13 protein-coding genes and 1 pseudogene are annotated in these 11,356 nt (G+C 72.9%); 4 read left to right on the forward strand and 10 right to left on the reverse strand.

Features of this window, described 5'->3' with window-relative positions:
• Positions 1-193: 193 nt before the first annotated feature.
• A complete protein-coding gene (locus tag EBH09_RS07355) occupies positions 194-409 on the reverse strand; it encodes an I78 family peptidase inhibitor (protein WP_121746112.1) in 216 nt (71 codons plus the stop codon).
• A gap of 397 nt (positions 410-806) precedes the next feature.
• Positions 807-1,670 carry a hypothetical protein gene (locus EBH09_RS07360; RefSeq protein ID WP_121746113.1) on the reverse strand — a complete coding sequence of 288 codons (864 nt, stop codon included), beginning with the start codon at positions 1,668-1,670 and terminating at the stop codon, positions 807-809.
• A gap of 477 nt (positions 1,671-2,147) precedes the next feature.
• Between EBH09_RS07360 and EBH09_RS07365 the strand changes: the two genes are divergently transcribed.
• Both EBH09_RS07365 and EBH09_RS07370 read left to right on the forward strand, forming a co-directional pair.
• Positions 2,148-2,945, forward strand: a complete 798-nt coding sequence (locus tag EBH09_RS07365; protein WP_121746114.1) for a hypothetical protein — start codon at positions 2,148-2,150, stop codon at positions 2,943-2,945.
• A 74-nt stretch (positions 2,946-3,019) separates the two neighbouring features.
• A complete protein-coding gene (locus tag EBH09_RS07370; protein ID WP_121746115.1) occupies positions 3,020-3,310 on the forward strand; it encodes a hypothetical protein in 291 nt (96 codons plus the stop codon).
• Positions 3,311-3,402: 92 nt separating this feature from the next.
• On the opposite strand, the gene der is transcribed toward EBH09_RS07370, so the two are convergent.
• The 5 genes from der to aroH all read right to left on the reverse strand — a co-directional run bounded on the left by der (position 3,403) and on the right by aroH (position 7,908).
• Positions 3,403-4,881, reverse strand: a complete 1,479-nt coding sequence (der, locus tag EBH09_RS07375) for a ribosome biogenesis GTPase Der (RefSeq protein WP_121746116.1) — start codon at positions 4,879-4,881, stop codon at positions 3,403-3,405.
• Between the two features lie 74 nt (positions 4,882-4,955).
• A complete protein-coding gene (locus EBH09_RS07380; protein ID WP_121746117.1) occupies positions 4,956-5,618 on the reverse strand; it encodes a lysophospholipid acyltransferase family protein in 663 nt (220 codons plus the stop codon).
• Positions 5,615-6,310, reverse strand: coding sequence for a (d)CMP kinase (gene cmk, locus EBH09_RS07385; protein WP_121746118.1), 696 nt, complete (start codon positions 6,308-6,310; stop codon positions 5,615-5,617). The genes EBH09_RS07380 and cmk overlap by 4 nt, the downstream gene beginning before the upstream one ends.
• Positions 6,311-6,463: 153 nt before the next feature.
• Positions 6,464-7,549 carry a prephenate dehydrogenase gene (locus EBH09_RS07390; RefSeq protein WP_121746119.1) on the reverse strand — a complete coding sequence of 362 codons (1,086 nt, stop codon included), beginning with the start codon at positions 7,547-7,549 and terminating at the stop codon, positions 6,464-6,466.
• Positions 7,546-7,908, reverse strand: coding sequence for a chorismate mutase (aroH, locus tag EBH09_RS07395; RefSeq protein WP_121746120.1), 363 nt, complete (start codon positions 7,906-7,908; stop codon positions 7,546-7,548). Before aroH ends, EBH09_RS07390 begins: the two co-directional genes overlap by 4 nt.
• A 135-nt stretch (positions 7,909-8,043) precedes the next feature.
• Here aroH and EBH09_RS07400 point away from each other — a divergent pair, with 135 nt between their 5' ends.
• Entirely contained in the window at positions 8,044-8,442 is a 399-nt protein-coding gene (locus EBH09_RS07400) for a Rieske (2Fe-2S) protein (RefSeq protein ID WP_121746121.1), read from the forward strand.
• 22 nt (positions 8,443-8,464) lie between these two features.
• Positions 8,465-9,217, forward strand: coding sequence for a nucleotidyltransferase domain-containing protein (locus tag EBH09_RS07405; RefSeq protein ID WP_121746122.1), 753 nt, complete (start codon positions 8,465-8,467; stop codon positions 9,215-9,217).
• Here EBH09_RS07405 and EBH09_RS07410 read toward each other — a convergent pair.
• From EBH09_RS07410 to EBH09_RS07425, 3 genes and pseudogenes are all read right to left on the reverse strand, one after another.
• A pseudogene (locus EBH09_RS07410) lies at positions 9,134-9,364 on the reverse strand (nucleotidyltransferase domain-containing protein); the annotation flags it as partial. The gene EBH09_RS07405 and the pseudogene EBH09_RS07410 overlap by 84 nt on opposite strands.
• 177 nt (positions 9,365-9,541) lie before the next feature.
• Positions 9,542-10,564, reverse strand: a complete 1,023-nt coding sequence (locus EBH09_RS07420; RefSeq protein WP_121746124.1) for an ADP-ribosylglycohydrolase family protein — start codon at positions 10,562-10,564, stop codon at positions 9,542-9,544.
• Positions 10,561-11,280: an NUDIX domain-containing protein gene (locus EBH09_RS07425; RefSeq protein ID WP_121746125.1), complete on the reverse strand. Its 720-nt coding sequence runs from the start codon at positions 11,278-11,280 to the stop codon at positions 10,561-10,563. The genes EBH09_RS07420 and EBH09_RS07425 overlap by 4 nt, the downstream gene beginning before the upstream one ends.
• Positions 11,281-11,356: the final 76 nt, after the last annotated feature.

Consider the following 11,356-nt stretch of genomic DNA (forward strand, 5'->3'; position numbering starts at 1 on the left):
GTGTGCGGGCCCCGGCATACCTCGCTCCGGGCCCGCACACGGCCCGCTCGGACCGCACGCCGGTGACCCCGGCCGGCAGCCGCAGGCCGCCGCACGCCGACCGCCACCCGCGAGGAGCGGCCCCGGCCGCACGCCCCGTGTCGGGCGGCTGATCCGGCGCGGGGGCCGGTACGCACAGCCTCTCCCCCGCGCGTCAGCCCTTCCAGGCCCGCGCCACGCGGCCGTCCTTCACCTCGAAGTTGAGGCGGCCCACGCGGTACTCCATGGTGATGACCGTCCCCGGCGCCAGTGACCGCACCGTCGACCAGCCCCGCTCCCGCGCGAGCCGTTCGGCCGCGCCGGATTCGAGGCCGACGTATGCGTCCGGACTGTCCTGGGGTTCGGCCGGTGGTGTCGGAATCGGTGCCATGCCGCCACGCTATGCCCTGCTCCACGGCCGGGGAAGCCCAGGCCGGTAACACGGGCCACGGATGCACCTACGGTCACATTTCTGTCACAGGATCACGGGCCCTGTTCTGATCGAACTCCATCACACGGATGGACGATTTCGTACGCCTTCCGTGGACCCTGCGGGTGAATTGCCGCGTGCCGCGTCGCCCCACCGAATAGGCGGACGGAAAAGGCCGCCAAAGCGCCCCGGACGCTCCCCCGCTTTTCACGTTCGGACACCCCCGAACGGACTTGCGGATGACTTGCGGATGACTTGCGGAGATCGGACATCGGCACAGGAAACACATCGCCCGCTCACAGGTACAACGACTGTCGGTGGTCCGACGGCGGTTGCGGACAGCTACTGTCCGCGGTCGTCAGGACTCCAACCGGGTGACGGACAGCGACAGGTCGTTGTCCCGGGTGTAGTACGGCCCGGCCGCCACGGGGCCGTGCGGCGTCTCCACACGCGCGCGTGGATAGATGAAGACGGGGTGCTTGTCGGCGACGTCGTCCAGCAGCCGCGCGAGGCGTACGACCGGACCGGGCTCGCCGGCGGGCCGCAGCCACAGGTCCCACTCGCCCGGAGCGAGGGTGTCGTAGGGCACGGTGAAGCCGAACTCCGCCCGGTCGGCCGCGACGTCCAGCCGGCGTACGGCGCCCTCGCCGGCGCCGGGCAGGGCCCGCACCTCGGCGTGGGCGCCGGGGGCGAGCCGCGTGCCGTACACCCGCCCGCGTACCGTCAGCCCACCGTCCGCGAAGCCGAGCTCGCCCGCCTCCGCGTGCGGGGCGCGCAGCCAGCTGCGGACGGTGAGGTTGCCCTGCCGGGTGGCGTACGGGATGCGGACGGCGACGTGGCCGAGGAGTCCGCCCGGGGTGCGGTCGGCGAGGGAGCGCAGGTCGGTGACGCCGGGCACCAGGCGCCGCGGTTCACCGGCGGACACGCGCGCGTAGGCGTCCCAGCGGCCCTCGGGCAGAGCCACGCTGCTGGGCAGCGCGGCGCGCAGCCGGCCCTCGGCGGCCGGAGCCAGCGGCAGGCTGACCGTGTCGTCGGCGGAGACGGCGGAGTCGGGGCCGTCGGCTGAGTCGGGGCCGTCGGCGGAGTCGTCGGCGCGGCGGCGCAGTATGAGGAGGGCCGCCCCGGTCTCCCCGTGCGCGGCGACGTCGAAGGTCAGACCGCCCGCGGAGTCGCCGATGCAGTCGGCGCGCAGCGGGGCGGCCGGTGGGGCCGGCGGCGTCATGCGGTGCGGTTCCTCCCTGGGCTTCTCGTCGTCCGGTTAGACCCGGAACCCCGCCTTCTGGTTGTCCGTGTCCGATTGCGATGTGGTCACGGCCGGAAGCGGGGCCGCGGCCGGAGCGACGCCGTACGCTTCCTGACCGGCCCGTCGCTCCAGGCCAGTCCGCCATTACCTCGGGTATCAGCCATTTCCGGACACCCACTTCATTCGCTGATTTCCTGATTTGTCGACCAATCCGCATGGCGATCCACGCCTCACCCCGCGGGGCCAACGCCCTTGCCGCACAGACCAGTTGCCGGTGAGTGGACGGTTCCGCCCGGCGGATGACCGCGCGCGCCGGATGGTTCGATTCGGTTGGCCATGGGGCGTGACTCCCGCCACGGATCGCCCGTTGTCATCTGCATGAGCCGGGGATCCGCCCGGACCACGGCCCGGGAGCCACCCGGTCCGGTCACGCACCGCATCCCGAGGGAGCCACCCGTGCCGCGCATGCTCGACGTCAGCGACGACGTACGCGCCGAGATCGGCGACGAAGAAGCCGACCGCCTGCTCGCCGGGGAATCCGCCCCGGGCAGCTACGACTGCACGTCCTGCCGCACCCCGGGCGACTGCGAGCAGGAGCGCACCAGCACCGTTCTCTTCATCGGGGACGAGACCGCCGTCCTCGCCTTCGCCCACGCCGGCTGTCTTCCCTCACAGGTCGTGAAGGTCACCGAGGAGCAGCTCCAGGGCGCCGTGAAGTCCATCCACGCCGACAACGCCCGCCCCGCGCCCGAGCAGGCCGCACCCGAGAAGGCCACGTCCGAGCAGGCCGTGCTCGGCGTCACCAGCGGGCTGATCCTGATCGCCGGGGAGCTGCACCCGGCCCTCGTGGTGGAGCCGACCGCCCCCATCGCGCGGCCCGGCACGTCCGGCGCCGGCGACGACTTCCTGCCGCTGCTCATCGAACAGGGCTTCATGCCGGTCACCGAGCTGTCCACCACGCCGGCCGTGCTGCACGGCTGGTCGGTACTGCTCGCGATGGGCCAGCTGCACGCGGTGCTCCAGCCGGGAACGAACGGCGGCCGGCCGGTGGCCTGGTGGCAGGCACACCAGCCCCTCCAGGTCACCGAGGGCTGGCGCACGGCGGCCAACAAGCACCAGCAGGTGCTGATGTTCGCGGCACCCGTCGGGACGATCGGACGGCAGCCGCGCGAGGACCTGCTGCGGGACGCGCTGGACAAGGCGGCGGCGAACGGGCAGCTGGTCGCGGCGGCGCTGCCGCTGGCGGGAACCTGAGCGTCCTCCGTGCGGGCGACGGACGCCCACAGCCTGGGCCGCATCTCTTCCAGTGCAAGGTCGTTTGGACATACGTGTACGCATACGACGCCTTCCACCGCCAGGGCGGCCCCTCGGCCACGCCGATCTACGACGAGCTCTACGCCGAGTACGTCAGGTCCTTCCGATCACTGCCCGGGGATCGCAGCGGCGAGGAGGAGCTGGGGTTCACGTCCTTCCGGAGCATCCCGCGCAGCAGGGGCACGTACAGCGCCTACAGCGCGGGGGCCCACAGCGCCCGCGTCGGCCAGCAGTCGATGTGGCAGCGCGTCGGCACGCACCACGTCCCGGCCGCGCTGCCACCGGCTCCGCGCAGAGGTGCCTGACGGCCACCTGAGCCATGAGAGCGACGAGAGAGGGCGACCCCGGCCGGGGTCGCCCTCTCTCGTCGCTCTCATGGCTGTCTCAGCCGGTGCCGCTACTTCTTCTTCGCACCGCGCTTCTCGCGCACCCGCACCGAGATGTGGATCGGCGTCCCCTCGAAGCTGAACTCCTCGCGCAGCCGGCGCTCGATGAAGCGCCGGTAGCCCGCCTCGATGAAGCCGGAGGCGAAGAGCACGAACCGCGGGGGCTTGGTGCCCGCCTGCGTACCGAACAGGATGCGGGGCTGCTTGCCGCCTCGCACCGGGTGCGGGTGGGCGGCGACCAGCTCACCGAGGAAGGCGTTCAGCCGGCCTGTCGGGACGCGGGTCTCCCAGCCGGCCAGGGCCGTCTCGATCGCGGGGACCAGCTTCTCCATGTGCCGGCCGGTCTGCGCCGAGACGTTGACCCGCGGCGCCCACGCCACCTGGCCGAGCTCGGTCTCGATCTCCCGCTCCAGGTAGTAGCGGCGCTCCTCGTCGAGGGTGTCCCACTTGTTGAAGGCGACGACGATCGCGCGTCCCGCCTCGACGGCCATGGTGACGATCCGCTGGTCCTGGACCGAGATCGACTCGGAGGCGTCGATGAGGATGACGGCGACCTCCGCCTTCTCGACGGCGGCGGCGGTGCGCAGCGAGGCGTAGTAGTCGGCGCCCTGCTGGAGGTGGACGCGCTTGCGGATGCCCGCCGTGTCGACGAACTTCCAGGTGACGCCGCCCAGTTCGATCAGCTCGTCGACCGGGTCGCGGGTGGTGCCGGCCATCTCGTTGACGACTACCCGGTCCTCGCCCGCCACCTTGTTCAGCAGCGAGGACTTGCCGACGTTGGGCCGGCCGATCAGGGCGATGCGGCGCGGGCCGCCGACGGCGGTGCCGAAGGTCTGGGCCGGGGCCTCGGGCAGGGCCTCCAGGACCTTGTCCAGCATGTCGCCGGTGCCGCGGCCGTGCAGCGCGGAGACCGGCTGGGGCTCCCCCAGCCCCAGCGACCACAGGTAGGCGGCGTCGGCCTCGCCGCTCGGGCCGTCGACCTTGTTGGCGCACAGCACGACGGGCTTGCCGGCCTTGCGCAACAGCCGTACGACCGCCTCGTCGGTGTCGGTGGCCCCGACCTTGGCGTCCACGACGAAGACGACCGCGTCGGCGGCCTCGATCGCGTACTCGGCCTGCGCGGCCACGGAGGCGTCGATGCCGAGGACGTCCTGCTCCCAGCCGCCGGTGTCGACGACCTTGAAGCGGCGGCCGGCCCATTCGGCCTCGTAGGTGACGCGGTCGCGGGTGACGCCGGGCTTGTCCTCGACGACGGCCTCGCGGCGGCCGATGATCCGGTTCACCAGGGTCGACTTGCCGACGTTGGGGCGGCCGACGACGGCGAGGACGGGCAGCGGGCCGTGCCCGGCCTGCTCGATCGCGCCCTCGACCTCCTCGGCGTCGAAGCCCTCTTCCGCGGCGAGCTCCATGAACGCCTCGAATTCGGCGTCGCCAAGCGCCCCGTGGTCGTGCTCCTCGCCCGAGCCCTCGGAGTGGATGTGGTCGTTCATGAAGTCCGTACCTCGTTCATCGTGGTGATCGTGGCGCACCCTGTTTCGCCGGGCGGGCCACTACTCAGTGTCGCCTAGCGCCCGGTGAGGCGCCTGGCGTTTTCCAGGTGCGCGGTGAGCTGCTTCTGGATGCGTTCGGTCGCCTCGTCCAGCGCCTTGCGGGTCCGCCGTCCGCTGCCGTCGCCCGCGTCGAAGGGGTCGCCGAAGACGACGTCGATGCGGGAGCGCAGCGGCGGCAGCGCCTTTATCAACCGTCCGGGCCGGCCGGAACTTCCCAGCACCGCGACCGGGACGATCGGGGCTCCGCTGCGGACCGCGAAGTACGCGAGCCCGGCGCGCAGCGCGGCGAAGTCGCCCTCGCCCCGGGTGCCCTCCGGGAATATGCCCAGCACGCCGCCGTTCTCCAGGACGCCCAGCGCCTGGGTGATGGCGGTGCGGTCGGCGGTCGTGCGGTCCACCTTCAGCTGGCCGATGCCGAGCAGGAAGGGGTCCAGCGGACCGATGAACGCTTCCTTCTTGATCAGGAAGTGCGTCGGCCGGGGTGCCACGCCCATGACCATCGGGCCGTCGACGTTGTGCGAGTGGTTGACGGCGTAGATCACCGGGCCGGTCGCGGGCACCCGCCAGGCGCCGAGCACGCGCGGCCGGAACAGCCCGTACATCAGGCCGACGCCGATGCGCCGCCCGATCTCGGCACCCTTCTCGGAGGGTACGGGCGGGGTGGAGGGTGCGGTCACTTCCCCGCCCGCTTCTCCTCGACGAGGGTGACAACGCACTCGATGACCTGCGCGAGGGTGAGCTCGGTGGTGTCCACCTCGACCGCGTCGTCCGCCTTGGCCAGCGGCGACGTCTTACGGCTGGAGTCGGCCGCGTCCCGCTTGATCAGGGCCTCGCGGGTGACGTTGACGTCGGCGCCCTTCAGCTCGCCGCTCCGGCGGGCGGCGCGGGCCTCCGCCGAGGCGGTGAGGAAGATCTTCAGGTCGGCGTCCGGCAGCACGGTCGTCCCGATGTCCCGGCCCTCGACCACGATGCCGAGCGGCGCGGCGGCGGCGATGGTGCGCTGCAGCTCGGTGATCCGGGTCCGCACCTCGGGGACGGCGCTGACCGCGCTGACCTTGGAGGTGACCTCCTGGGTGCGGATCGGGCCGGCCACGTCCACGCCGTCCACCGTGATGGTGGGGCCCGCCGGGTCGGTGCCGGAGAGGATCTCGGGCTTTCCGGCCGCCGCGGCGATGGCGTGCGGGTCGTCGGTGTCGATGCCGTTGTTGACCATCCACCACGTGATCGCCCGGTACTGGGCGCCGGTGTCCAGGTAGCTCAGGCCGAGCTGTGCGGCGACGGCCTTCGACGTGCTCGACTTGCCCGTGCCGGAGGGGCCGTCGATGGCGACAATCACGGCCGGGACGGTCGGGGCGGCGCCGTTTTCCACGAGGGGACACCTTCCTGGTGCGGTGCGGTGGGTGGTGTGCGGGACGCGAAGGCGTCCCGCACAAGGTTACTGGCTCTCCGGGACCCGCCCGACAGCCGCCCGGAACCCGGGGATCGGCGGCGGGACCCGGGGACCACCCGCGGGCCCCGGGGATCACTGCCGGATCGCCCAGCCCCGCTCCTTGAGGGCAGCCGTCAGCACCGGAGCGGCCTTCGGCTCGACCATGAGCTGCATGAGGCCGGCCTGCTGTCCCGTCGCGTGCTCGATCCGTACGTCCTCGATGTTGACCCCGGCCCGTCCCGCGTCCGCGAAGATGCGGGCCAGCTGGCCGGGCTGGTCGTCGATGAGGACCGCGACGGTCTCGTAGACGCGGGGTGCGCTGCCGTGCTTGCCCGGCACCCGTACCTGTCCGGCGTTGCCCCGCCGCAGCACCTCCGCGATGCCGGTGCCGCCCTCGCGGCGCTTGTCCTCGTCGGAGGACTGAAGCGCGCGCAGGGCCCGCACCGTCTCCTCCAGGTCGGCGGCGACGTCGGTGAGCAGGTCGGCGACCGGCCCGGGGTTGGCGGAGAGGATGTCGATCCACATCCGGGGGTCGGAGGCGGCGATCCGGGTCACGTCGCGGATGCCCTGTCCGCACAGCCGTACGGCGGCCTCCTCGGCGTGCTCCAGGCGGGCGGCGACCATGCTGGAGACCAGGTGGGGCATGTGCGAGACGAGCGCCACGGCGCGGTCGTGGGCGTCCGCGTCCATCACCACGGGCACCGCGCGGCAGTGCGAGACCAGCTCCAGGGCGAGGTTCAGCACCTCGGTGTCGGTGTCCCGGGTCGGGGTCAGCACCCAGGGGCGGCCTTCGAAGAGGTCACCGGTGGCGGCCAGCGGCCCGGACTTCTCGCGGCCGGACATGGGGTGCGTGCCGATGTACGCCGTCAGGTCGATCCCCCGCGCCTCCAGCTCGCGCCGGGGGCCGCCCTTGACGCTGGCCACGTCGATGTACCCGCGGGCGGCACCGCGCCCCATGGTGTCGGCGAGCACGTCGGCCACCAGGGCCGGCGGGGCGGCGACGACCGCGAGGTCGACCGGCCCGTCCGGGGCCTCGTCGGTGCCGGCTCCCAGTGCGGCGGCCGTACGGACCTGCTCCGGGTCGCGGTCGGCCAGGTGGACGGTGACGCCCCGCTGGGTCAGGGCGAGGGCGGCGGAGGTACCGATGAGGCCGGTGCCGATGACGAGTGCGGTTCTCACTGGGCGATGTCCTTGCGCAGGGCCGCGGCGGCGCCGAGGTAGACGTGGGCGATCTCGGCACGCGGCCGGTCGGACTCGATGTGGGCGAGGACCCGGACGACGCGGGGCATGGCGCCCTCGATGTCCAGTTCCTGGGCGCAGATCAGCGGCACGTCGGTGATGCCGAGCTTGCGGGCGGCGGCGGCCGGGAAGTCGCTGTGCAGGTCGGGCGTCGCCGTGAACCAGATGCTGATCAGGTCATCGCCGGTCAGGTCGTTGCGCTCCAGGACGGCGGTCAGCAGCGCCGCGACCTGCTCGTCCATGTGCCCGGCCTCGTCCCGCTCCAGTTGGACGGCGCCCCGGACCGCTCGTACCGCCACGGCGATGCTCCTTGCTGACGTGCGTATCGGTTGTTGGTCCGTCCAGCCTAGTCAGCCCGCCGCGTACGGGCCCGGGGCGCCCGTCTCCTGAGACGCTGGCCCCGGCCGGAACCTCCCCTTCCCCGGAGCTGCGACATGACCCACACCCCGACCCGCCGTACGGTCCTCCTCTCCACGGGCGCCGCCGCGCTCTCCCTGGGCTGCGGCGGCGGAGGCGGGGACGGCGACGCCTCGGCCGCCTCGCCCGGCCGGGAACTGGCTTCGACGAGCGACATCCCGGTCGGCGGCGGCAAGATCTTCGCGGACCAGAAGGTCGTGGTGACCCAGCCGGAACAGGGCGAGTTCAAGGCCTTCTCGGCGGTCTGCACCCACCAGAACTGCCTCGTGTCGGACGTGCGGGACGGCTCCATCGACTGCGCCTGCCACGGCAGCAGGTTCAGCATCACCGACGGCGCGGTGGAGCGGGGGCCGGCGACCGAGCCGCTGCCCGAGGAGCGGATCGCGGTGGACGGAAACTCGGTCCGGCTGGCGTGAGCCGCCCGCGTACGCTCCGGGCATGGAACCCGAGACCCTGGTACGCGACCACACCGTTTACGCCTGTGTCATGGGTTCGCGCGCCTTCGGTCTGGCGACGGAGGACAGCGACACCGACCGCCGGGGCGTGTTCCTCGCTCCGACCGAGCTGTTCTGGCGCTTCGGGAAGCCGCCGACGCACGTGGAGGGTCCCGCGCAGGAGCAGTTCAGCTGGGAGCTGGAGCGCTTCTGCGAGCTGGCCCTGCGCGCCAACCCGAACATCCTGGAGTGCCTGCACTCCCCGCTCGTGGAGTCCGTGGACGACACGGGCCGCGAACTGCTCGCCCTGCGCGAGGCGTTCCTCTCCCGCCGGGCCTTCGAGACGTTCACCCGCTACGCGCACGGCCAGCACCGCAAGCTGGACGCCGACGTGCGCACGCACGGCGCCCCGCGCTGGAAGCACGCGATGCACCTGCTGCGGCTGCTGATGTCCGCCCGCGACCTGCTTCGCACGGGCACGCTCACCATCGACGTCGGCGACCGGCGCGAGTCGCTGCTCGCCGTGAAGCGCGGCGAGGTGCCCTGGCCGGAGGTCGAGTCCCGGATGGCCCGCCTGGCCGAGGAGGGCGAGGAGGCCGCCCGGCACAGTCCGCTGCCCGAGGAGCCGGACCGGCGCCGCGTCGAGGACTTCCTCGTCCGCACGCGCCGCGCCTCAGCCCTCCGGGCGGTCCAGCCGGATCCGTACGACGAAGTCGCGCAGGGCGTCGTACGCGGTGGGGGCGCCGGGCAGCGCTGACGCCGCCTGCGCCTCGTCCAGTACGCCGTGCAGCCGCTCCACGTCGGCGCGCACGCGCGTGTGATCGACGCCGGCGTCCCCGTGCTCACGCTCCGCCTTGGCGGCGATCAGCTCCGGCAGGTGGTCCGGGGCGGCGTCGACCTCCCCGAGAGGTAGGCGCCGGAGACGGTGGCGAACAGCACCGGGAGGTGCTGCTCGGCCACCACCGGGGCAGGGTCTGTCGTCCGGATCAGGCCGCAGGAGGGCAACGGCGCCTCATCGCGCTGGTGAGCGGGTCCGGTGCGTGCAGCTGCCGGGACGACGTCCAGGGCGTCGATCATGTGCTCAAGCGTCCCAGAGCGCTCCGAGGGCCAGCAGGTCACCCCGGTACTCGATGCGGTCGGTCCACTCGGCGGGCCAGGCGTCGGCGCCCAGGTGAGCGCCCGCGAAGGCACCCGCGAGGCAGGCGATGGAGTCGGAGTCGCCGGCGGTGCAGGCGCCGCGGCGCAGGGCGGTCAGCGGCTCGTCGACGAAGAGGAGGAAGCAGAGCAGCCCGGCCGCCATCGCCTCCTCGGCGATCCAGCCCTCGCCGACCACCAGGCAGGGATCGGTCTCCGGCGACACGGTGCGCACCGCCTGCTGGAGCCGGTCGAGTACCGCCAGGCACTCGTCCCAGCCGCGGGCGATGAAGTGTTCGGGCGTGGGGTCCTGGGCGCGGGTCCACAGGTCGCCGAGCCAGCGCTCGTGGTAGCGGGTGCGGTTGTCGTAGGCGTACGAGCGCAGCAGCCCGACCAGTCCGGTCGGCTCGGCTCCCTCGGCGAGCAGTCGCACGGCGTGCGCGGTGAGGTCGGACGCGGCGAGCGCGGTGGGGTGCCCGTGGGTGAGCGCGGACTGCAACTGGGCGGCGCCCGAGCGCTGTTCGTCACTCAGACCGGGGACGAGCCCGACGGGCGCGACGCGCATGTTGGCGCCGCAGCCCTTGGAGTGGACCTGGCTGGCGTCCTGCCAGGGACGGTCCGGGGTTTTCAGGAGATCGCACGCCACCATGCACGTCCGGCCGGGGGCCCGGTTGTTCTCGGGCGACTGGTACCAGTCGACGAACTCCTCGCGCACCGGCCGTTCCATGCGCTTGGGGCCGAGCAGCCCACGGTCCATGGCCGTCCGCAGCCCCTTCCCCAGCGCCAGCGTCATCTGGGTGTCGTCGGTGACGATCGCGGGCCGGGGCAGTGCCATCTCCCGCCAGGGGCCGCACTTGGCGAGGATCGACGGGACGTCGTTGAACTCGGTCGGGAAGCCGAGCGCGTCCCCGAGGGCGAGGCCGGTGAGGGCCCCCGTGGCGGCGCGCTTGGTGACGGTGGTCGTGGTCATGCGGGGCGTCCTTCCCGAGGGGTGCGGAGCAGGGGCGGGTGCAGCGTGGTGGCCGGGCCTGCGCGGTACAGCGCGGCCGGCTTGCCACGGCCGCCGGTGAGGCGGGCGGCGCCCGGGACGGGTTCGACGAGGCCCGGGGTGGCGAGGACCTTGCGGCGGAAGTTGGGCCGGTCCAGGGCCGTGCCCCACACCCTCTCGTAGACCTGCTGCAACTCGCCGAGCGTGAACTCGGCCAGGCAGAAGGCGGTGGCCAGACAGGTGTACTCCAGCTTGGCGCCGACGCGTTCCCGGGCGTCGGCCAGGATCCGGTCGTGGTCGAAGGCGAGGTCGCGGGCCTCCGCGTACGGCACCCAGCGGGCCTCGTCCGCGTCACCGCCGCCGTGCGGTTCGGGAGGGTCGGGCAGCAGGGCGGCGAACGCCACCGACACGACCCGCATCCGGGGGTCGCGGCCGGGCTCGCTGTAGGTGCGCAGCTGCTCCAGGTGCAGCGCGCCCACGTCGGCCAGGCCGGTCTCCTCGGCCAGCTCCCGGCGGGCCGCCGCCTCCGCCGACTCGTCCGGCAGCAGAAAACCGCCGGGCAGGGCCCAGCGGCCGGCGTACGGCTCCTGCCCCCGCTCGACGAGCAGCACGTGCAGCGCGTCCGCGCGGAGCGTGAGGACGGCGAGGTCGACGGTGACGGCGAAGGGCTCGAAGGCGTACTTGTCGTAGCCGTGCACAGACGGCCACCCCCTTAATAGTCACCTGGACTATAAAGGGGGTGGCCGACCCGTCACAACTCTCGCGGCGCCTGAG

Source organism: Streptomyces sp. E2N166, assembly GCF_003671715.1.
In the GTDB taxonomy this organism is placed as follows: Bacteria; Actinomycetota; Actinomycetes; order Streptomycetales; family Streptomycetaceae; genus Streptomyces; species Streptomyces thinghirensis.